The organism is Colwellia sp. 6M3 (genome assembly GCF_014077595.1).
In the GTDB taxonomy this organism is placed as follows: Bacteria; Pseudomonadota; Gammaproteobacteria; order Enterobacterales; family Alteromonadaceae; genus Cognaticolwellia.
In genome coordinates this window covers 36,953-58,439 of record NZ_JACGWF010000016.1, presented here as the reverse complement: position 1 = coordinate 58,439, position 21,487 = coordinate 36,953, and the positions used below count along the sequence as shown (strand labels likewise).

At 37.2% G+C, this 21,487-nt stretch carries 19 protein-coding genes; 6 read left to right on the top strand and 13 right to left on the bottom strand.

What is annotated here, in order from left to right; translation table 11 throughout:
• The 6 genes from H4J50_RS05655 to H4J50_RS05630 form a co-directional block, all read right to left on the bottom strand.
• On the bottom strand, nucleotides 1-1,150 hold a 1,150-nt coding region (locus tag H4J50_RS05655; protein WP_182254982.1), incomplete at its 3' end, for a cupin domain-containing protein.
• Nucleotides 1,151-1,298: 148 nt separating this feature from the next.
• Nucleotides 1,299-2,669 (bottom strand): adenylosuccinate lyase, encoded by a 1,371-nt coding sequence (gene purB, locus H4J50_RS05650; RefSeq protein WP_108456011.1) that lies wholly within the window; start codon nucleotides 2,667-2,669, stop codon nucleotides 1,299-1,301.
• 21 nt (nucleotides 2,670-2,690) lie between these two features.
• On the bottom strand, nucleotides 2,691-3,314 hold the full coding sequence (gene hflD / locus H4J50_RS05645) for a high frequency lysogenization protein HflD (RefSeq protein ID WP_108456012.1): 624 nt from the start codon (nucleotides 3,312-3,314) through the stop codon (nucleotides 2,691-2,693).
• Nucleotides 3,315-3,326: 12 nt separating this feature from the next.
• Nucleotides 3,327-4,472 (bottom strand): tRNA 2-thiouridine(34) synthase MnmA, encoded by a 1,146-nt coding sequence (gene mnmA, locus H4J50_RS05640; protein ID WP_182254981.1) that lies wholly within the window; start codon nucleotides 4,470-4,472, stop codon nucleotides 3,327-3,329.
• A gap of 64 nt (nucleotides 4,473-4,536) precedes the next feature.
• Nucleotides 4,537-5,016: an NUDIX hydrolase gene (locus tag H4J50_RS05635; RefSeq protein WP_108456014.1), complete on the bottom strand. Its 480-nt coding sequence runs from the start codon at nucleotides 5,014-5,016 to the stop codon at nucleotides 4,537-4,539.
• Entirely contained in the window at nucleotides 5,009-5,626 is a 618-nt protein-coding gene (locus H4J50_RS05630; protein WP_239059154.1) for a pseudouridine synthase, read from the bottom strand. Before H4J50_RS05630 ends, H4J50_RS05635 begins: the two co-directional genes overlap by 8 nt.
• Nucleotides 5,627-5,796: 170 nt before the next feature.
• Here H4J50_RS05630 and H4J50_RS05625 point away from each other — a divergent pair, with 170 nt between their 5' ends.
• Complete coding sequence (locus H4J50_RS05625; RefSeq protein ID WP_182254979.1) at nucleotides 5,797-8,028, top strand: NADP-dependent isocitrate dehydrogenase; 2,232 nt, start codon at nucleotides 5,797-5,799, stop codon at nucleotides 8,026-8,028.
• Between the two features lie 269 nt (nucleotides 8,029-8,297).
• Nucleotides 8,298-9,548, top strand: a complete 1,251-nt coding sequence (gene icd / locus H4J50_RS05620; protein WP_108456017.1) for an NADP-dependent isocitrate dehydrogenase — start codon at nucleotides 8,298-8,300, stop codon at nucleotides 9,546-9,548.
• 101 nt (nucleotides 9,549-9,649) lie between these two features.
• On the opposite strand, the gene cspD is transcribed toward icd, so the two are convergent.
• A complete protein-coding gene (gene cspD, locus H4J50_RS05615) occupies nucleotides 9,650-9,877 on the bottom strand; it encodes a cold shock domain-containing protein CspD (protein ID WP_108456018.1) in 228 nt (75 codons plus the stop codon).
• Nucleotides 9,878-10,096: 219 nt separating this feature from the next.
• Between cspD and clpS the strand changes: the two genes are divergently transcribed.
• Complete coding sequence (gene clpS, locus H4J50_RS05610) at nucleotides 10,097-10,417, top strand: ATP-dependent Clp protease adapter ClpS (RefSeq protein WP_108456019.1); 321 nt, start codon at nucleotides 10,097-10,099, stop codon at nucleotides 10,415-10,417.
• A gap of 28 nt (nucleotides 10,418-10,445) precedes the next feature.
• Nucleotides 10,446-12,701 carry an ATP-dependent Clp protease ATP-binding subunit ClpA gene (gene clpA / locus H4J50_RS05605; RefSeq protein ID WP_108456020.1) on the top strand — a complete coding sequence of 752 codons (2,256 nt, stop codon included), beginning with the start codon at nucleotides 10,446-10,448 and terminating at the stop codon, nucleotides 12,699-12,701.
• Between the two features lie 237 nt (nucleotides 12,702-12,938).
• Here clpA and infA read toward each other — a convergent pair whose 3' ends face one another.
• The 6 genes from infA to ald form a co-directional block, all read right to left on the bottom strand.
• Complete coding sequence (infA, locus tag H4J50_RS05600) at nucleotides 12,939-13,157, bottom strand: translation initiation factor IF-1 (RefSeq protein ID WP_011043571.1); 219 nt, start codon at nucleotides 13,155-13,157, stop codon at nucleotides 12,939-12,941.
• An 84-nt stretch (nucleotides 13,158-13,241) separates the two neighbouring features.
• Entirely contained in the window at nucleotides 13,242-13,943 is a 702-nt protein-coding gene (locus H4J50_RS05595) for an arginyltransferase (RefSeq protein ID WP_182254977.1), read from the bottom strand.
• A gap of 68 nt (nucleotides 13,944-14,011) precedes the next feature.
• On the bottom strand, nucleotides 14,012-15,115 hold the full coding sequence (locus H4J50_RS05590) for a lipopolysaccharide assembly protein LapB (protein ID WP_182254975.1): 1,104 nt from the start codon (nucleotides 15,113-15,115) through the stop codon (nucleotides 14,012-14,014).
• Between the two features lie 103 nt (nucleotides 15,116-15,218).
• Nucleotides 15,219-15,929 (bottom strand): leucyl/phenylalanyl-tRNA--protein transferase, encoded by a 711-nt coding sequence (gene aat / locus H4J50_RS05585; protein WP_182254973.1) that lies wholly within the window; start codon nucleotides 15,927-15,929, stop codon nucleotides 15,219-15,221.
• Nucleotides 15,930-15,932: 3 nt separating this feature from the next.
• Entirely contained in the window at nucleotides 15,933-16,892 is a 960-nt protein-coding gene (gene trxB, locus H4J50_RS05580) for a thioredoxin-disulfide reductase (protein ID WP_182254971.1), read from the bottom strand.
• A gap of 231 nt (nucleotides 16,893-17,123) precedes the next feature.
• Entirely contained in the window at nucleotides 17,124-18,245 is a 1,122-nt protein-coding gene (gene ald, locus H4J50_RS05575) for an alanine dehydrogenase (RefSeq protein WP_182254969.1), read from the bottom strand.
• A 123-nt stretch (nucleotides 18,246-18,368) separates the two neighbouring features.
• Here ald and lrp point away from each other — a divergent pair, with 123 nt between their 5' ends.
• A complete protein-coding gene (gene lrp / locus H4J50_RS05570; protein WP_108456026.1) occupies nucleotides 18,369-18,851 on the top strand; it encodes a leucine-responsive transcriptional regulator Lrp in 483 nt (160 codons plus the stop codon).
• A 179-nt stretch (nucleotides 18,852-19,030) separates the two neighbouring features.
• Complete coding sequence (locus H4J50_RS05565; protein ID WP_404842744.1) at nucleotides 19,031-21,487, top strand: DNA translocase FtsK; 2,457 nt, start codon at nucleotides 19,031-19,033, stop codon at nucleotides 21,485-21,487.

The following is a 21,487-nucleotide window of genomic DNA, read 5'->3' as shown; positions in this document are numbered from 1 at the left end:
CTATATACCAATAACCCTTATTTAAAACATTAGTTAACAATTGTATATTTTTCAAACAAACAGTGAGTTTTTTTACTTCACCGGTACTTAACGGTTTTTGTTGTGCTAACTGTTCAGCCAACGCTAGGGTTTGGCTCTCTAAAGCAAAGCTCTCACCATTTATAAACAGTGTTGCTTGCTTGTCGTTAATTATGGCGACTTTCAAGCCAGATACTGGCATAAATGAAATATCAGGTTCAGATAATATATCGCTGAGCTTACTCTCATCTATATCTTCAACGGGTACTAATATTTCCAAAGCATGATGACCTTGAGTTAAATATTGCCCAATAAATTGTTCAAAGAAACTCTCTTGCTCAAGGTTTTTCAGCATAAATGCTTTTAATTGCTGCTTATCTTGTGGCGTGATAGTAAAACTAGTTTCAGGTAGTGCTCTTTCTGGATCGCTAAATCTTTGTTCGCCTAAATTATTATCAATGAGGTTATCAGCGAAACTTGACCATAAGTCTTGACTTGATGGCGCTTGAAAACCAATAGAGAAATTAACCGAATTTTCAATAGATACGCCTTTATGTGGATGATTAGGCGGTATATACAGTAAATCTCCTGGTTCGGTAATGTCATCAATAACAGGCGTAAAAGGTGAAACTTGTTTTAGATCTGCATGCGGTAATAAGTTTGTTAAGGTATTATCAGGCGCACCAACTTGCCAATGTCGTTTCCCGCTACCTTGGATTATAAAAACATCATATTGGTCTAAATGAGCCCCTACACCGCCTTTTGGTGTTGAAAAGCTTACCATCACATCATCTATGCGCCAGTTAGGTATGAACGAAAAAGGGCTAAGCAAGTTATGAGTGGGTCGAGACCAGTTGTTTACTGCTTGCACCAATAATGTCCAATTATCTTCCCCATACTTTGAGAAATCTTCAAATGGACCATGATCAACTTGCCAGTCACCTTGGTTGTTAACACTGATAATGCGAGACTCTATTTCTTGTTCCATCGCTAAGCCGGCAAGTTCATCCGCTGATATTGTGTCTTCAAAGTCAGTAAAAGCTTGTTTGATCAATAACGGTTTTTTTTGCCAGTATTGTTTAAGAAATATTTCTGGGGATAATTCCCCCCAATTGACTGATTCAATATTCATAGTGCAACCTTGTTATCAAAAGCTTACGAACAATGTAACTAGCATATCTAGTGAATTGTATAGTGCAGACCATTGATATTTATATTTAAATAACAAAAAGGGAGCCTATAGGATCCCTTTTTTAATCTTAAAAGCTTATGTTAATAAACTAGTCTAGCTCATTAATAAACTCTACAGCTCGACCAATGTAAGAGGCAGGTGTCATTTCACATAACTGTGCTTTTGCAGCGTCTGGTAATGCTAACGTCATAATAAATTCGCGCATTGAGTCACCGTTAACACGTTTACCACGGGTTAACTCTTTAAGTTTTTCATAAGGTTTTTCAATACCGTATCGACGCATTACAGTTTGAATTGGCTCGGCCAACACTTCCCAGTTTGAATCTAGTTCAGCTAACAAGTTTGCTTCATTAACTTGTAATTTACTGATACCTTTACGAGTTGCTTGATAAGCAATTAATGTATGTGCAAAACCAACCCCTAAGTTACGTAGAACAGTAGAGTCAGTTAGATCGCGCTGCCAGCGAGAAATAGGTAATTTTTGGGCTAAATGCGTAAACAAAGCATTGGCAATACCTAAGTTACCTTCAGAGTTTTCAAAATCGATAGGGTTAACTTTATGCGGCATAGTTGATGAGCCAATTTCACCGGCAATCGTTCTTTGCTTGAAATGTCCCATGGCGATATAACCCCAAATATCACGGTCGAAATCAATTAATATGGTGTTAAAGCGTGCAATAGCGTCGAATAGCTCTGCTATATAATCATGCGGTTCAATTTGTGTGGTAAACGCGTTAAAGCTTAAGCCTAACGAGTTAACAAATTCATCAGCAAAATTGTGCCAATTTACTTCAGGGTAAGCTGATAAGTGGGCATTATAATTACCCACAGCGCCATTAATTTTACCTAACATTTCAACTTCAGCAATTTGCTTACGTTGGCGCTTTAAGCGCACGTATACATTGGCCATTTCTTTACCTAGTGTACTAGGAGAAGCCGGTTGACCGTGTGTACGACACATCATAGGTATGTTTTTATATTCAATGGCTAACGCTTTAATATCAGCAAGAATATCGTCTATCATTGGCATCAATACTGTTTCACGACAGTCAGATAACATTAAACCGTGTGAAAGGTTATTGATGTCTTCAGATGTACAAGCAAAATGAATAAACTCAGTAATGGCATTTAATTCAGCATTATGGCTAATTTTTTCTTTTAGAAAATACTCAACGGCTTTTACATCATGGTTGGTTGTTGCTTCAATATCTTTAATATTTTGCGCGTCGGCTTCAGAGAAGTCGCTAACAATTGCATTTAATAACGCGTTAGCTTCTGCCGAAAACTCAGGTACTTCGGCTATTTCAGCAGTCGTAGCTAATTTTTGTAACCAGCGTACTTCAACCGTAACACGGTATTTTATTAAGCCAAATTCGCTGAAAATAGGGCGTAATGATTTAACTTTACTGCCATAACGACCGTCAACCGGTGATATCGCACTTAATGCTGAAAGTTCCATAGTATATTCCTGAGGTTATATTTAAATTTCTTTAAGTAATTGTTGAGCGCACGCGACCATTTTTGTGCGACCAAAGAGTATATTTCTACGTTTTCCACCGACTTGACGCCATAATACACTTGAACGAATACCAGCAAGTAATAGCGCACGGATTTTATGTTGATTGCTTTGCTGTTTTAGCAAATTAGGTTCGCCAGCAACTTGTATTGGCGTACCGATAGGACTAAGCAGGTCACTATAAATACTGGCTAAACTAGCGATAAGAGTCTCGCTCGTAATATCGTAATGCGCTAATTGTCGTTGACTTTGTTCAATGCGATCACCCAAAAGCGCTAATTGCCCTTTTTTGTTGGCTAATCGACGCTCTAACCCTAATAAACTGACAACATATCGGGTTAACTCTGGATCTTTCTCTTTAGTTTGACTGCCAAGTTGCTCTATTAAAGCTTTTAAACCGGACTTTAAATGCGCAATATCGTTGCTGTAAACTTCTAAAATGCTATCTGGTGATGTCACCATAATGCTGTTTAGCATAATAGCGAGTTCGGTTTCTTCTACTGAGCCAGTACGCGCTATATTTTGTACTAGCGCTGAGGCTTGACATATTGCAGCCAGGGTAATTGTTTGTTTTTCTAAATTATTCATGCATATCTTTTATTAACGAATAAGGGAATTAATAATACCGCCACCTAGGCAAATATTATCTTGATAAAACACCACAGACTGTCCGGGTGTTACTGAGCTTTGTGGCTCTTCAAACATCACTAAGTATTCACCATTAGCCATAGGTGAAAGGTTACATGCGACATCTTCTTGTCGATATCGTGTTTTTACTGTGCATGAAATTGGCGTGGTTAAGTCTATTCTGTCGACTAAGTGCAATTGATTTGCTACTAAACCTTTAGAGAATAGGCGAGGGTGATCATGGCCTTGACCAACGATTAAAACGTTACGCTCAAGATCTTTATCAACAACATACCATGGCGCTTCACCAGCATTTGCAAGCCCGCCGATACGTAAACCTTTGCGCTGACCTAAAGTGTGATACATCAAACCGTCATGCTCACCAATAGCTTCGCCTTCAGGTGTTTCTATTATGCCCGGTTGTGCGGGTAAATATTTACCCAAAAAATCTTTAAATTTGCGTTCACCAATAAAGCAAATACCGGTACTATCTTTTTTATTATGGGTGATCAAGTCAGCCTTTTCAGCGATAGCGCGTACTTCTGGCTTTTCAATATGTCCAACAGGAAATAGTGTTCTGCCTACTTGCAGGTGACTTAATGTGTAAAGGAAATAGCTTTGATCTTTATTACTGTCTAGACCGCGAAGCATTTGCCATTTACCATCATTAAACTCACGTTGCACATAATGGCCCGTAGCAATGTAGTCAGCGGCTAAATCTTCACATGCAAATTCAAGAAATGCTTTAAATTTAATTTCTTTATTACACATAATATCAGGATTAGGCGTTCTGCCTGCTTTATATTCAGCAAGAAAATACTCAAAAACATTATCCCAATATTCGGTAGCAAAATTAATGGTATGAAGCTTTATACCTAATTTCTCACAAACATTTTGTGCATCTGCTAAGTCTTCTGCTGCCGCACAATATTCGTCATTATCATCTTCTTCCCAATTTTTCATGAACAAGCCTTCAACTTGGTAGCCTTGTTCAATTAATAAATAAGCAGAAACAGATGAATCAACACCACCCGACATACCTACAATAACTTTAGTATCTTGGGGTAACTTTTCGTTTGGTGATATTGAGTTTACCTTTGCATGTTCGTTCGAGGTCATGACAACTATATTTCTATGGAAAATGGCGCGAAATTATAGCATGGTCATTTAGCCTGATGATAGATTAAAGATTAGATTTTAGGTGACTTAATGGTATTTTTTTACCACTGAGGTAATCTTCGATGCATTCAAGCACTAATGGACTACGTAATTGACTTGATTTTGCTTTAATCTCTTCAAATGTTAACCAATGACAGGCAATAATTTCTTCATCTTGTGGTTGGCATTCTTCAAATGATTCACGTTCTATAACAAAGCAAAATCGTAAATAATAGAGTGATATCGACTGTCGGTAATAATAGTAAATACCGCTAAGGTAATCGACCGAGCAAGTTAAGCCTGTTTCTTCTTCAAGCTCGCGCATTGCTGCATTTATTAGGTTTTCATTGGCTTCTAGATGACCCGCAGGTTGATTGTAAACAGTATTCCCGTTTTCTATCTCTTCAACCAATAAAAATTTTCCTTGGCAAAAAACAACAACGGCAACAGTCGTATTGGGTTTAAATTGCTCACTACCATGTGGGTTTGTTAACAGATCAGTCATGTATAATTCTCTTATATTCGCCGTTATTAATACCATCTAAAGTCCACTGACCTATGCTATAGCGAATTAGTCTTAATGTTGGGAAACCGATATGAGCAGTCATTCTTCTAACTTGTCGGTTTTTACCTTCTTGTATAGTAATAGCTAACCAAGAAGTTGGAATCGCTGCGCGCTCACGTATGGCGGGTATACGAGGCCAAATATTGGGTTCTTCAATCATGTTAACTTTTGCTGGCTTTGTCAGTCCATCTTTTAACTCTACCCCTTGGCGTAGCGCATCAAGATCATGCTCTTTTGGGACACCTTCAACTTGAACCCAATATGTTTTATTCGTTTTTTGGCTAGGGTTTGCGAGTTTATGTTGAAGTTTTCCGTCATTAGTTAATAAGAGTAGTCCTTCACTGTCTCTATCTAGTCGACCAGCAGCATAAACATCTTTTACATGAACATAATCCTTTAAGGTTTTTCGGTTTTGATCATCGGTAAATTGGCATAAAACATCAAAGGGTTTATTGAAAAGTACAATTTCGGCTTTGAAATCAACTGGTCGTACCTTTTGAGGTTTGCGCTTGTATTTGCTTGTAAGTTTTTGTTTTTGTTTTAATTCCACGAAAGTTGACTCTGTAAATTTTAGTTTGAAAATAATTCATCTATTTTAATACGCCTTGATTTCCTATATTATGCGCGCGAAAATATTTTTTATCGATAAAATGAATAATTATTCGTAAATGAATGTGTATTCATTTTATCGATATATGGCAAATCAGCAAAGGATTTTAAATGACCACAGATACATCAAAAATTATTTATACAATTACCGATGAAGCGCCTGCTTTAGCAACGCACTCTTTTTTACCTATCGTTAAAGCATTTACTGCTTCTTCAGCTATTGATGTTGAAACTCGCGATATTTCATTGGCTGGTCGTATTATATCTAATTTTCCTAAATATTTGACGCCTGAGCAACGTATTGAAGATGCTTTAGCTGAGCTTGGGGAATTAGCAAAAACACCTGAAGCCAATATTATTAAATTACCTAATATTTCTGCGTCTATACCTCAGTTACAAGCGGCAATAAAAGAATTACAAGCGAAAGGGTATAACTTACCTAATTACCCTGAAGAACCACAAAATGAAGCAGAAGAGTCAATTAAACTGACTTATGCCAAAGTGCTTGGCTCAGCGGTAAACCCGGTTTTACGTGAAGGTAACTCAGATCGTCGTGCGCCTGGCTCAGTTAAGCAATATGCTCGTACTAACCCGCATTCTATGGGCAAATGGTCACCTACGACTAAATCACACGTTGCACATATGCAGTCTGGTGATTTCTATGGTAGCGAGAAATCAGTCACCATTGATGGCGCAACTAACGTAAAAATTGAATTTGTTGCACAAAACGGCGACGTTACTTTACTAAAAGAGCATTTACCTCTTTTAGATTTAGAAGTTATCGATGCATCAGTTATGAGCAAAAAAGCGTTGGTTGAGTTTTTTGCTACTGAAACTGAAAAAGCAAAATCTGAAAATGTATTACTTTCTCTACATTTAAAAGCCACTATGATGAAAGTATCAGACCCTATAATGTTTGGTCATGCTGTTAAAGTGTTTTATAAAGATGTTTTTGCTAAGCACGGCGCTACTTTCAACCAATTAGGTGTTGATGCTAACAACGGTATTGGCGATGTTTACGCTAAAATCGACCGTTTAGCAGCCTCAAAGAAAGCTGAAATTGAAGCAGACATTAATGCTGTTTACGCGACACGTCCTGAACTCGCTATGGTTGATTCAGATAAAGGCATCACAAATTTACATGTACCAAGTGATGTTATTATTGATGCTTCTATGCCAGCAGCGTTACGTGCTTCAGGTATGATGTGGGCACCAGACGGAACTCAAAAAGAAACTAAATTCATGATCCCTGATCGTAACTATGCGGGTGTATTTTCTGCGGTAGTCGATTTTTGTCGTGAAAATGGTGCGTTTAACCCAACAACAATGGGCTCAGTTCCTAATGTTGGTTTAATGGCACAAAAAGCAGAAGAGTACGGTTCACATGACAAAACATTTACGATGTCTGGTGAAGGTACAATGCGAGTTGTTGACGATAACGGTACAACGTTATTAGAACATGCGGTAAGCGAAGGCGATATCTGGAGAATGTGTCAAGCGAAAGACGCACCAATCCAAGATTGGGTTAAATTAGCCGTAACACGCGCTAAAGCAACGAATGTTCCAGCCATATTCTGGTTAGACGCAAACCGTGGTCATGATGCGCAAATGATCAAGAAAGTTAATACTTATCTTGCAGATCACGACACAACTGGCCTAGACATTCAAATAATGGCTCCAGTTGAAGCCTGTGATTATACATTAGCACGCGTTGCTAAAGGCGAAGATACCATTTCAGTAACAGGTAACGTATTACGTGATTACTTAACTGATTTATTCCCAATTTTAGAGCTTGGTACCAGTGCCAAAATGCTTTCAATTGTACCATTAATGAATGGCGGTGGTTTATTCGAAACTGGTGCTGGTGGTTCAGCGCCTAAGCACGTACAACAGTTCGAAAAAGAAAACCACTTACGTTGGGACTCATTAGGTGAGTTTTTAGCTTTAGCGGCTTCTTTAGAGCACTTAAGCGTGAATACAGGTAATGCTAAAGCTCAAGTGTTGGCAGATACGTTGGACGAAGCAACAGCTAAGTTCTTGCAAGAAAATAAATCGCCTTCACGTCGTGTTAACGAATTGGATAACCGTGGTTCACATTTTTACCTTGCTATGTACTGGGCACAAGCCCTAGCAGAGCAAACAAAGGATGAAACCTTGAAATCAAGTTTCGTTGCTATTGCTCAAGCATTAACTAAGCAAGAAGCAAAAATTGTAGAAGAGTTAAATAGTGCTCAAGGTCCAAGCATGGATATAGGTGGTTATTATTTTGCTGATGCTGAATTAGCAGAGAAAGCAATGCGCCCAAGTGCAACGCTTAATACTATTTTATCAAACTTGCTTTAATCTTAAATTAAAAAAGTCAGTCAAAAGCTAGGCAATTGCCTAGCTTTTTTTTGTCTTAAATTTAACCCGTAACGCGAGCGATATTTAAATAGATATGAGTTTTTTTCTATAAAAGTTTGCAATTGAATTAAAGCAACGGTTTAATCATTCATGACGGTTATACTAATTATCATGATTTCAGTATTAGTGTCGCTGCACTTTTTCTATTAGTTTAAAGGAAAAGAAACTAGCAAACGGCTATTTTTATTAGTAAATTTAGGAGATCTCGTATGTCGAACCATGTAATTATTCCAAGTGCTGGTGCCAAAATCACCTCAGAACAAGGTCTGTTGAAAGTACCTAATAACCCTATTATCCCTTTTATTGAAGGTGACGGAATAGGTGTCGATGTAACACCACCTATGATGAAAGTTGTTGATGCTGCAGTAAATAAAGCATACGGCAGCGAAAGAAAAATTCATTGGATGGAAGTTTATGCCGGTGAAAAAGCAACGCAAATGTATGATTCAGAAACTTGGTTACCAGATGAAACCTTAGCGATGTTCAAAGAATATAAAGTGGGAATAAAAGGTCCACTTACAACACCTGTTGGTGGTGGTATGCGCTCTTTAAACGTTGCCTTAAGACAAATACTTGATTTGTATGTATGTCAACGCCCTGTGCAATGGTTTACCGGTGTGCCGAGCCCGGTAAAAAAACCTAGCGAAGTTGATATGGTTATTTTTAGAGAAAACTCTGAAGATATTTATGCTGGGATTGAATATCAAGCAGGTACTGATCAAGCTAAAAAAATGATCAAGTTTTTAACTGAAGAAATGGGTGTTACAAAAATTCGTTTCCAAGAAAATTGTGGTATCGGTATTAAACCTGTTTCTAAAGAAGGTACACAAAGACTAGTTCGTAAAGCTATTCAGTACGCCATAGATAATGATCGTGAATCTGTTACTTTAGTGCACAAAGGTAACATCATGAAATTCACTGAAGGTGCTTTCAAAGAGTGGGGCTATGAATTAGCAAGAGAAGAATTCGGCGCTGACTTAATGAATGGTGGTCCGTGGTGTAGTCTTAAAAACCCTAAAACGGGTAAAGAAATTATCATCAAAGATGTTATTGCTGATGCAATGTTACAACAAATATTATTACGCCCAGCAGAATATAGTGTTATTGCTACGCTAAATTTAAACGGTGATTATTTGTCAGATGCTTTAGCAGCTCAAGTTGGTGGTATTGGTATTGCACCTGGCGCTAACTTAAATGATGATGTAGCCATTTTTGAAGCAACACACGGAACAGCGCCAAAATATGCAGGTCTTAATAAAGTGAACCCAGGCTCTGTTATTTTATCTGCTGAAATGATGCTTAGACATATGGGTTGGACTGAAGCGGCTAACTTGCTTTTAAAAGGTATGTCTGGTGCTATTAATGCGAAAACAGTTACTTATGACTTTGAACGTTTAATGGACAATGCCACACTTGTTACTTGTTCTGAGTTCGGTGATTGTATAATTGAAAACATGTAAAAGTTAGTTTTACGAGTTTTGTAATTTTTTTATAAAGTACTAAGCATAAAAAACACAGCCAATTTGCTGTGTTTTTATTTTTCTATCTGTAAATTATTACATTAGTTGTCAGAATCTGCTTCTATCTCTGATGGCGTAATACTTGCTGCGTGATCACCTTTAGGGCCCGCATTTAGCTCGTAATTTACATCCTGTCCTGCTTTTAACGTACGGTATCCTTCCATTTGAATTGTTGAATAATGTGCAAATATATCTTCACCACCATCCTCAGGACGAATAAAACCAAACCCTTTCGCATTATTAAACCATTTAACTGTACCGTGAGCCATACTTCAACATCCTTCTAAATTCATCGGTAATTAGGTATGCTTTCCTCAAAGCATTATCTAAAGCATCAATATTTACAACAGATGACGAAAAATTAGCCATCAAAGTAAATCGTAGATAATAATTAAAAATAGTCAAGTGTTAAGTCACATATTTCGAGTTTTTAGTTATTATTTTTTTAAATCTTAAGCAAAATTTAACTGACAGACTAATATAGAATTATGAGTAAATGGAAAGAATTGATAGACGACCAAACTGTTCTTGATGACGAGGTTATTGAAAAATTTGAGAAACCCCCAATGTATACAGTTGTGCTATTAAATGATGACTATACACCAATGGACTTTGTCATTGATGTACTGTGTAGATTTTTTAATATGAATGCTGAGCAAGCGACAGATGTTATGTTAGCGATTCATTATAAAGGGAAAGGGCGTTGTGGTACCTTTACTGCTGAAGTAGCAGAAACTAAAGTCGATCAGGTCTTGAGTTACGCAACGAGCAACGAACATCCGCTTAAATGTACTATGGAAAAAGCGTAATTACGCAAGATTTTAATTGGAGCATCTTATGCTGAATAAAGATTTAGAAGTATCGTTAAATATGGCTTTTCGTCAGGCTAAAGAGTCTCGCCATGAATTTATGACGGTTGAACACTTATTGTTGGCATTGTTAGACAATCCTTCTTCTATCGATGCTTTAAAAGCATGCGGCGCAGATATCGCGAATTTAAGAAAAGAATTGTTAGCTTTTATTGCTGATACAACGCCAGTTATACCTGCTGGAGAAGCTGAACGAGAAACTCAACCCACACTGGGCTTTCAGCGAGTATTACAACGTGCTGTTTTTCATGTGCAATCTTCAGGGAAAAGCGAAGTTAATGGCGCGAATGTCCTCGTTGCTATTTTTAGTGAACAAGAGTCTCAGGCCGCTTATTTCCTTAAAAAGTCTGACATTACCCGTTTAGACATTGTTAACTTTATTTCTCATGGTATCGCGAAAATTGACCAAGAAGGTGCTAATAACGAAGATCAGCAAGCACCTGCTGGTGACGAAGAACCTCGTACGATTGATAATTTTTCAACAAACCTAAATGAAGTTGCTTTGAAAGGGGGCATTGACCCTCTTATTGGTCGCGATAACGAATTAGAACGAACTTTACAAGTATTGAGTCGCCGTAGAAAAAACAATCCTTTATTTGTTGGTGAGGCAGGTGTAGGTAAAACAGCAATAGCTGAAGGCTTAGCAAATTTACTGGTATCAGATAAAGCGCCTGAATTTTTAAAAGATGCGACCATTTATTCTCTTGATATGGGGGCTTTACTTGCGGGTACTAAATACCGTGGTGATTTTGAAAAGCGCTTTAAAGCACTGTTAAAGGAACTTGAGCAAGACGGTAATGCCATTCTATTCATTGATGAGATTCATACCATTATTGGAGCTGGTGCTGCGTCTGGCGGGATGTTAGATGCGTCTAATTTGATTAAACCATTATTATCATCAGGTAAACTGCGTTGCATGGGTTCAACAACGTACCAAGAATACCAAAGTATTTTTGAAAAAGATCGCGCATTAGCTCGTCGTTTCCAAAAAATTGATGTGGTTGAGCCGAGTGTTGATGACACCACTAAAATATTACATGGCTTAAAAGAAAAATATGAAAGTCATCATGGCGTTAAATATACCAATAGTGCATTGCGAGCCGCAGCGCAACTTTCAGCAAAATATATTAATGACCGATTTTTACCTGATAAAGCCATTGATGTAATTGATGAGGCAGGCGCACGTCAACAGTTGGTTGCAGCATCTAAACGTAAAAAAACAATCAACAACACCGACATTGAAAATATTGTTGCTAAAATGGCACGTATTCCTGAAAAATCAGTATCGTCGACAGAAGTTGATAGTTTAAAAACGCTCGATCGTAATCTAAAACTTGTTGTTTTCGGTCAAGATCATGCTATTGACGAACTATCATCTGTTATTCGTTTATCTCGAGCAGGTTTAGGTAATGAACATAAGCCTATTGGTTCATTTATATTCGCAGGTCCAACAGGTGTTGGTAAAACAGAAGTTACTCAACAACTTGCAAAAGTACTTGGTGTAGAGCTACTGCGCTATGACATGTCAGAATATATGGAGAAGCATGCCGTAAGTCGTTTGATTGGTGCTCCTCCTGGTTATGTTGGCTATGAGCAAGGTGGATTATTAACTGATGCTGTGATTAAAAACCCACATGCGGTTGTACTTCTTGATGAAATAGAAAAAGCACATGAAGATGTATACAACATATTATTACAAGTTATGGATCATGGCACATTAACCGATAATAACGGTCGTAAAGCCGATTTTAGAAATATTATTTTAGTATTAACCACTAATGCGGGTGTAGAGCACACTGTTAAGCAATCTATTGGCTTTAAACAACAAGATAATAGTCTTGATGCTATGGAGGAAATTAACAAGGTATTTTCACCTGAGTTTCGAAATCGCTTAGATAACATTGTCTGGTTTAATCATTTAGGTGATGAAGTTATTCAGCAAGTTGTCGATAAGTTCATCGTTGAGCTTCAAGTACAACTTGATGAGAAAGGCGTATCGCTAGAAATAACTAAAGATGCTAAAAAATGGATGGCAAACAAAGGCTACGATAAAGCGATGGGTGCACGTCCTATGGCGAGATTGATTCAAGAGCACTTGAAGAAGCCATTAGCCAATGAATTGCTCTTTGGCGAATTAACACAGGGTGGTGTAGCTAAAGTAGCAGTTAAGAAAGATAAATTAGTTATTAACTATGAATCTAAGAAAGAGTTAGTTGAGCATTAATTTTTGACTGACATGAAACACATAGATGTTAAGTCACATTTATGTGTTTATTGATTCGTACTATCAATAAACACAGTTGAAAAAATTGACTTAAATTTCATACTAATTTTTAGACATAAAAAAACCGAGCTAGCTCGGTTTTTTGTTTTTAAATTGGCAATAACAAAAATTTTAGTTATAAAAAAACGCTTTGTTAATAGAAAGCTAAAGCGCTTTTAAAACTAAAACTTTAAATTTCTATCTAGCACGGAAGATAATACGACCTTTAGATAAGTCATAAGGTGTTAATTCAACAGTAACTTTGTCGCCAGTTAAGATACGAATGTAGTTTTTGCGCATTTTTCCAGAAATATGTGCAGTAACAACATGACCATTTTCCAATTCAACTCGGAACATAGTATTTGGCAAAGTATCTAAAACAGTACCTTGCATTTCAATATTTTCTTCTTTCGCCATTGGGCGCCGAACCTCTAAATTAGTGCGTAAATAAAAAGCTGCGCAGATAATGCCGAATTGCAGCCCTAATGTAAAGCTATAGTGTTATTTATTTACGGTTTGCCATTGATTTTCTACTAAAATTTGATGAGGAGTATAACGGTTTTTATAATTCATTTTACTGCACTCTTCAATCTGATAACCGAGGTAAAGGAATTGTCGTTTCTGTTGTGATGCAATATCTATTTGTTTAAGAATAGAATAAACACCTAAGCCATCTTTTTTGTAGTTTGGATCATAAAACGTATACACAGCTGATAAAGCATCAGGGATGTCATCCGTTACGGCAACACTTATTAAAGCTTCGTTATGCCAAATTTCAATGTAGCATTGCGGTGTAATATTATTTTGAGTAAAGCTTTTGAACTGTTCTTCAGACGCTGGAAACATACTACCATCATGATGAATGGTATTAATATAGTTCTCATAAAGAGGGTAGTAACTTGCTTTTACTTCATTACTTATTAAAACAGTAAATTGCTGATTACGTTTCAATAAACGTTTTTGACTTTTTGACGGGATGAAGTCGTTAACTAATACGCGTAATGACTTACATGCTTGACAAGCAATACAATGGGGACGGTAAATATCGTTGCCACTGCGTCTAAATCCTTGCTGCATTAGCCAACCATAATGGTCTCGGTCATGTAAAACATCGTCAACAGCAATTAATAATCGCTCTTCTTGTTCGGGTAAATAATTACAAGGAAACGATTTAGTAATACCTAGCTTATAATTTGTACTCATGAATGTTTTACTCGAAACCTTTCTCTATCAGACGATTAAAAATCGCTATTCTTTGATCATTTTTATTATTAATTAGCCGATTTTAACGTTAGATATGCAGACTCAAAGTCGCCGAGACTATAGTGGGCTTCAGCTAACATATGTATTAATTCAATTTTATCTCTTTGCATCTGATAAGTCTCTGCGAGCGCAATGGTTTCAATAAGTAAGACTTTACACTCTATGAATTCTTTATTTTGAGCTAATATGTTTGCCATATTTTTACGAACATGAATTTTTACACGTTCTGACGCACTTAAATCTGCGGCAATAATAGCTTCATTTAAATACTCTTTTGCTTCTTTGAAGTTTCCTAAATTATTTTGATATTCTGATAATCTAGACAATGAAAAAGCCTGATTGAGCTTATTTTTATCTTTTAAAGCTTGTCGATAAGATTTTAACATCCAAACACTGGCATCCTGCCAGTTTTCAGTTTCTTGATATATTCGCGCAAGGTTATAATACCCAATAGATAAGTAATGAGGTGTATCTATTTTTTCATAAATAACATTAGCTTGATTTTGATATTTAAGCGCAATTTTTATTTTTCCAAGCCGTTTATTAACAGCACTATATCTTTCTAAAATTGTTGCCTTATCAAAAACATTAGGCATCAATTCTAAATACTTAATCGCAAGGGTTAAATCTTTTACTGCTTTATCATTATTGCCTAACAAATTATACGCATAGGCTCTTTCAACTAAAGCCGCTATTTTGTAATTCGATAAACTTGATTGTTCAGCTTTAATCACCGCCATATTAGCAGTAGCTAAAAACTCATTGAATTGTCCCCGCTGAAAGTACCCTCTAGATTGGCTAATCAGTACTCTGGTATGCCAAGTATCAGTTAATAAACCAGTAGCTAAGGCTGCTTTTGAATATTTTAAAATATTTTCAGGTTGGTCAATGATGTAAGCTATTTCTGATTGAAGTACCATCAACTTAGCTTTTAAGTTAACGGTAACTTCAGGGTCGACTAATAAAGACTCTATTTTATAAAAAACAGCTTTTGGGTTAATAGCAATTTGATGATTAAGTGTTTGTTCAATATTATTGGTAGTGAAAGAAAATGCATAGTTTGAATAAAATACAATTAATATTACCGTTAACCAACTAAGATTTTTATTCAAATTTTTCACCACGATTAAATTTTTTTATATCAGCACTCATTATTAACAAATTTCAACGGTTATTCATACTTAAAGTTTTAAACGCTGAATAACAATAAGAGCGTTAATCTAAAAATAACTGTCTAGTTTGCCAAAATTCTATTGGTGGGTTTATAGTTTTTGCAAGTGATTGCTGTTTTAAAAATTGTTGACGTGAAACTTCAATACAACCCATTCCTGCTAAAAAAGGGTTAAGCATTTGGCAATCTATAAATTCAACATTTATTGATTTAAGTAAGTTAGCCAAATACACAAGTGCGATCTTTGACGCATTGCTCTCTTTGTAAAACATTGACTCACCAGAGAAATAACCATTTACTGCTACGCCATATAATCCGCCAACTAGTTGCTCGTTATGCCAAACTTCAATTGAGTGTGCTCGGCCTTGATCATGTAATAACTTATAAGCAGCTATCATAGGGTTAACAATCCAGGTTTCTTCTTGACGGAAGGGAGCATCAGCACATAATGCAATAACTTGATTAAAGTCTTTATTAAGTGTGACGGTAAAGGTTTCGCGTTTAAGCACCTTTTTTAAGGTTTTATTAATCGTAAGTTGTGAAATATTAATAATGCCACGTGGATCAGGGCTCCACCACATGACAGGTTCGCCATCACTAAACCATGGGAATATCCCATTTTGATAAGCTTGATAAATTCGTTGAGGTGATAAGTCATCGCCGAAAGCGAGTAGGCCGTTGGGGTCGGTAAGAGCGGTAGATAAATCAGGGAAAATCGAGCTATTCGAAGTAATCCAAGGAATAGCTCGGGTCATTGATTAGTGACTACCTTTTGCGTCTAAGTAACGCTCTGCATCTAATGCAGCCATGCAACCGGCACCAGCAGAGGTAATTGCTTGACGGTAAATATGATCAGCAACATCTCCAGCCGCATAAATGCCTTCAACACTGGTTTGTGTGGCATTACCATTAGTACCACTTTGAATGGTTAAATAACCATCTTTCATGTCTAATTGATCTTTGAAAATATCAGTGTTTGGTTTATGGCCTATCGCTATAAACACACCCATAACGTCAAATTCTTCTGTTGCATCAGAGTTCATGTCTTTAATGCGAACACCAGTAACACCCATGTTATCGCCAAGTACTTCGTCTAATGTACGATCAAGGTGTAATACGATATTACCGTTAGCTACTTTGTCCATTAAACGCTTAGTTAATATTTTCTCTGAACGGAAAGTATCACGACGGTGAATTAAATGAACTTCAGAAGCTATGTTTGATAAGTATAAAGCTTCTTCTACAGCGGTATTACCACCACCAACAACAGCGACTTTTTGATTTTTATAGAAAAATCCATCACAAGTAGCACAGGCAGAAACACCTTTACCCATAAAGGCTTCTTCAGAAGGTAAACCAAGGTACATCGCAGATGCACCAGTACAAATAATAAGCGCATCACAAGTATAAACACCTGAGTCGCCTTTTAGTTTGTATGGCTTTTCACTGAAATCTACTTCATTGATATGGTCGAATATAATTTCAGTTTCAAATTTTTCAGCATGCTTTTGCATACGATCCATTAATGCAGGTCCAGTAAGGTCATCTGCATCACCAGGCCAGTTTTCTACTTCAGTGGTTGTGGTTAATTGACCACCTTGTTGTAAACCGGTGATCATCACAGGTTTTAAGTTAGCACGTGCTGCATATACTGCTGCGGTATATCCTGCAGGGCCTGAACCCAATATGAGTAACGGGCAATGTCTTGCTTCGCTCATGAACTACTCCAAAAATAAAATATGTTAATGTCTTAATAGTTGGGATTCTAAGTGATTATCTCAAGAGAGCAACAAAGAAATAATTATAAATAATAATTTCTTTGACAAAACTGCAAGGCTATTTTTACAAATGCACCTAGATAATTGTAATGTTGCTGCTAATTATAAATACTTAAAAAACACAAAAGCCGCTTTATGTAAGCGGCTTTAAACATTTTTTGATGTTACAAGTTATAAAGTAGCTAGAGCGACTTCTGGTGCAACATAATCATAGCCAAGTACATCAGCCACTGGTTTGTAAGTGATTTTACCACCTAAAACATTTAAACCGGCCATTAAGTGTACGTCATCAAGCAATGCTTGTTTTGCACCTTTGTTGGCTAGTGTAACGGTAAATGGCATAGTCGCATTGGTTAATGCCATTGTTGATGTTCTTGCAACACCACCTGGCATGTTAGCAACACAGTAATGCACAACATCATCAACTACATAAGTAGGGTCTTGATGTGTAGTCGCTTTAGATGTTTCAAAACAGCCGCCTTGGTCAATGGCTACATCAACAATAACAGCGCCTTTCTTCATCATTTTAATATGTTCAGCTGTCACTAACTTAGGCGCTGCTGCACCTGGAATTAAGACTGCACCGATAACTAAATCAGCTTCAACAATAAGTTGGTCCATAGCATCAGCCGTTGAGTAAACGGTTTTAAGACGACCATCAAACTCTGTGTCTAACTGACGTAAACGAGGTAATGAACGATCTAAAATAGTAACGTCAGCACCCATGCCTACAGCCATACGAGCTGCTTGCGTACCAACAACACCACCACCAACAATAAGTACTTTTGCTGGAGCAACACCTGGAACACCACCTAACAATGCACCTAAGCCACCTTGTGCTTTTTCTAGCGCATGTGCACCTGCTTGTATTGACATACGGCCTGCAACTTCAGACATAGGTGCTAGTAGTGGTAAACCACCGCCATTTTGTGTAACCGTTTCGTAAGCAATACAAGTTGCGCCAGAAGCTACAAGTAGTTCTGTTTGCTTTGGATCTGGGGCTAAATGTAAGTAAGTAAAAAGTACTTGACCAGGTCGAAGCATTTTACATTCAATTGGCTGTGGTTCTTTTACTTTAATGATCATGTCAGCGGTAGCAAATATCTCTGCTGCTGAATCAATAATTTTTGCACCAGCTGTGATGTATTGTTCATTTTCAAAGCCGATTGCTGCACCACCATTATTTTCAACGATAACGTCATGGCCATTAACAACTAACTCTTTAACACCAGCAGGAGTTAAGCCAATACGGTACTCGTGGTTTTTTATTTCTTTAGGTACACCGATAATCATAGTTTCTATCTCTGTTGTAAAATATGGAACTAGTATAGTGACTTTATCTCGAATTAACCTGTCGTTATTCTATCAATGTTAGGATATAATCCTGTAAATGTTTATTTTATTAGTGGATTGTATATGAATTCTGCAGTGACAAAAAAAATAGATCGAATAGATAAAAATATCTTGTTTGAATTACAAAAAAATGGTCGTTTATCCAATATTGAACTTTCTAAAAGAGTAGGTTTAAGCGCTACTCCTTGTCTTGAAAGGGTGAAGCGTTTAGAAAACGACCAATTTATTGTTGGTTATCAAGCTATTTTAAACCCAAGAAAATTGGATGCCGCATTATTAGTGATAGTAGAAATTACACTAACTAAAACCAGCCCTGATGTTTTTGACGATTTTTCTAAAGCGGTGCATGGCTTAGACGTGATTCAAGAATGTCATTTAGTTTCAGGAAATTTCGATTTTTTACTTAAAACACGTGTTGCAGATATGACCGCTTATCGCGAACTATTGGGAGACACCTTGTTAAGGTTACCTGCGGTTAGTGAAAGTAGAACCTATGTCGTTATGGAAGAGGTTAAATCCTCAAATCACTTACCTATAAAGCGTTAAAAGCCATTATTCACGGTAAATATTCGGTATTACGTTTTATTCATCGCTAATGTTTGGTATTTTAGCATTATTATAATGATAATTTTCAGAAGAGTGTGCATTTGTCTTCTCCATCTCCAAAGTTAAATGGCGTTCAACGCCTGCTCGAAGCCGGACTTTTAGTGTCCTGCGTTTTTGCTATGTTTATCATGCTAGCATTATTTAGTTTTGATCCCGCTGATCCCGGTTGGTCTCAAACGGGTTATCAAAATCCTGTCCGAAATTTAGGTGGCGCAGTTGGCGCATATTTATCTGATTTACTGCTAAATTTATTTGGGTTAATTGCCTATAGCTTACCTTTTGTTATTGCGATAACAGGTTGGTTGTTATTTCAAAAGTATCACCAGTTAATTCGACTTGATTACCTAACATTAGGCTTAAAGTTTATTGGCTTTATTTTGTTTTATATCGGTATAACCTCGATAGCTAGCATGAATTTTGACGACGTTTTTTATTTTTCTGCGGGTGGTATTTTAGGCGACGTACTCAGTAACTCACTGATACCTTATTTGTCATTTGTTGGTAGCACACTGTTATTTGTTACATTTTGTGGGTCAGGCTTCGTTTTGTTAACCGGCATTTCGTTACTTAATGCTATTGATAAAGTAGGGGAGTTAGCGATAAATGCTATTGAATATAGCTTAACTATACCTGCGGTTATTAAACATCATTTAGGTACAAGCCCAGAAAAAGAAACAGTAACAGCTCAATCATTAAATATTGAGCAAGCTGCTGAAAAACTCAATAGTACTAAAGCGACTTCAAACGATAATGTTCCAGAGCATTACATAGCTTTTGAAAAAGAGTCTGATGAAGTCAAAGACGCTATGGAAGCTATTAGTGATGCTAAGCATGACAGCCTTATTGCCAAGAGTATCGATGACAGCGCTTATAACTCTCGCGACAATGAACCTTATGTTGATATAGATGAATTAATGGGGGAGCCGCTTGCCATGAATGTGCAAGAGCATGTCAGCGATGATGAAATTGCTGCCGCTTTCGAGCCCGTTGAAAAAATTGTTGTTGAAGAGCCTGTAACCCTACATGATAAAATTTATCAGCAGTTAGACAAAGATAAACCGGCAGAGCCAAATTATAATGATATGCCTTCATTAGATTTGTTAGACAGAAAAGATAAAGTTGAAAACCCAATTGATCAAGAGCAACTTGATTTAGTGTCTAGCTTAGTAGAAGCAAAACTGTTGGAATTTGGTATCAAGGCTGAAGTTGTTGGTGTATTCCCAGGCCCGGTTATTACTCGCTTTGAGCTAAACTTAGCGCCAGGGGTTAAAGCCAGTAAAATTACCAATTTATCAAAAGATTTGGCACGTTCTTTATCGGCTAAAAGCGTACGAGTTGTTGAAGTTATTGAAGGCAAATCAGTTATTGGTATTGAATTACCTAACAAACATCGCGAAACCGTATTTTTCGCTGATGTTATCTCTTGTGAAAAATTTGCACTTTCAAAATCAAACTTAGCTATGGCTATCGGTAGCGATATTTCTGGCCAACCGGTTATTGCTGATTTGGCTAAAATGCCACATTTATTAGTGGCAGGTACTACCGGTTCAGGTAAATCTGTAGCTGTTAATACCATGATAGTCAGTATTTTGTATAAGTCTTCTCCTGAAGATGTACGCATGATAATGATTGACCCTAAACAAGTAGAATTATCGGTTTATGATGGTATTCCTCATCTTCTATCTGAAGTAGTAACCGACATGAAAGAAGCGGCGAATGCATTACGTTGGTGTGTTGGAGAAATGGAGCGACGTTATCAATTAATGTCTAAACTTGGCGTACGTAACCTCAAAGGTTATAACGATAAAGTGGCTAAAGCCATTGCTGCCGGGGAACCTTTAATAGACCCTTTATGGCAACCAAGTGATGCCTTTACACAAACGCCTCCAACATTAGAAAAGCTACCTTCGATTGTTATTATTGTTGACGAATTTGCTGACATGATGATGATAGTAGGTAAAAAAGTTGAAGAACTTATTGCTCGAATTGCTCAAAAAGCGCGTGCTGCTGGTATTCACTTGATTTTAGCGACTCAACGCCCGTCAGCCGATGTTATTACGGGCTTAATAAAAGCCAACATTCCAACACGTATGGCACTGAGAGTACAATCGCGTATTGAATCTCGTATTATTCTTGATCAACAAGGTGCTGATCAATTACTGGGCATGGGTGATATGTTCTATTTACCGCCTGGTGAAGCCGTACCTATTCGTGTTCATGGTGCTTTTGTTGACGACCACGAAGTTCACGCAGTAGTTAACGATTGGAAATCAAGAGCAGAGCCTAATTACATTGAAGAGATCCTTTCAGGCGATTCAGAACAAGATATTTTACTACCTGGTGAGCAAGCAGATGCCGATAGTGAAGAAGAAATAGATACATTGTATGATGAAGCATTAGCTTTTATTACAGAAAGTCGTCGAGTGTCAATTTCTAGCATCCAAAGAAAATTTAGAATTGGTTACAACCGTTCTGCGCGTATTGTTGAACAAATGGAATCACATGGTGTCGTAAGCAGACCAGGTAATAATGGCGCACGAGAAGTGTTAGCGCCACCGCCAATTAAGGAACACTAA